Origin of the sequence: Erythrobacter sp. (assembly GCF_038133525.1) — a bacterium.
GTDB lineage: Bacteria > Pseudomonadota > Alphaproteobacteria > Sphingomonadales > Sphingomonadaceae > Qipengyuania.
Genome location: NZ_JAYPTL010000174.1, coordinates 1 through 1,041, shown reverse-complemented (window position 1 = coordinate 1,041; position 1,041 = coordinate 1). Strand labels below are relative to the sequence as shown.

Annotated in this window: 1 protein-coding gene and 1 pseudogene; both read right to left on the bottom strand. The window is 62.2% G+C overall.

Features of this window, described 5'->3' with window-relative positions; genetic code table 11:
• The coding region (locus AAFM29_RS17700; protein ID WP_341714027.1) for a PepSY domain-containing protein at positions 1–674 on the bottom strand (674 nt) is incomplete at its 3' end.
• Positions 674–1,041 (bottom strand): annotated as a pseudogene (locus AAFM29_RS17695) (TonB-dependent receptor); the annotation flags it as partial. The gene AAFM29_RS17700 and the pseudogene AAFM29_RS17695, both read right to left, overlap by 1 nt.

Genomic DNA, 1,041 nt, shown 5'->3' with positions numbered 1-1,041 from the left:
CTCTCATCGGGCAGTTCGAGCATGATGCCCGTGACCGTAAGGATCAGCAGAAACGCAATACCGAACAGCCCGGTCAGCTTGTGCCAGTCGCGCAAGGCGCGTTGCGGCGGAGCACCACGCTTGAAGCGAAGCGCCTTGCCCCAGGATTCGCGGCTCCATATTCTGGGCCACCAAGCCCACAGTCCGGTGAGCAGCAGCGCAAGCAGAGCGAAGCCGATCCAGCCCAGCACCGTGCCGCCCATCTCGCCCAGCAGCAGGCGGTAGTGCAGATCGTAGAGGAAGGTCACGGCGTATTCGCCCCAATAATCGCGGCGCAGCACCGCGCCGCCATTAGGAGAGAGCCAGACCATCATCGGACGGAAAGCGTAGCCGGGCCGCTCAGGCGGTTCGTAATAGCGCGCGGGGATCGCGCCGGCCTGGTCCGTTACCTCAAACCGCCACGACCCTTCTTTGTCCGGGTACGCTGCGCGCACGGTTGCTACTGCCCGGTCCCAATCTGGCGGGCCCGAAGCCTCTGCCCGGATTTCCGGATGCAGCACAGCATCCAGTTCGGGGTAAAATGCCAGGATCGAACCCGTCAGGCCGAGGAGGGCAAGCAGGCCGCCAAGGCTAAGCCCAAGCCAGAGGTGGAGCCTTCGCACCCAATGGCGCAGCCTGTCTCCCTTCTGGCGCATCAGTAGCGCAGCCTTACGCTGGTGGTCACGTTGCGGCCGTTGGCTGGGCTGTGCAGCGTCTGCGCTCCGTCCCACCAGACATATTCGTAATATTCATTGCCGATGTTCTTGAGTGCAATGCCCCACTCAATTGTTTTGTTCAGACGATAGGAGGCGCTCACGTCGAAGACGGTCTGCTCGCCCCATTTGCCTTCGGCATTGGCGCCGGTGAGATAATAGGAAGACTGCCCACGCCCGCTGATCGACAAGGTCAGTGCGGCAATGGGCGCATAGTCGATCCCGCCCAACCATAGCCAGTGGGGCGTATGGTCGATCTCGTTCCCTGCAGATTGCGGGGTGGCCGGTGCGGGCGTTGTAATGATTGCTT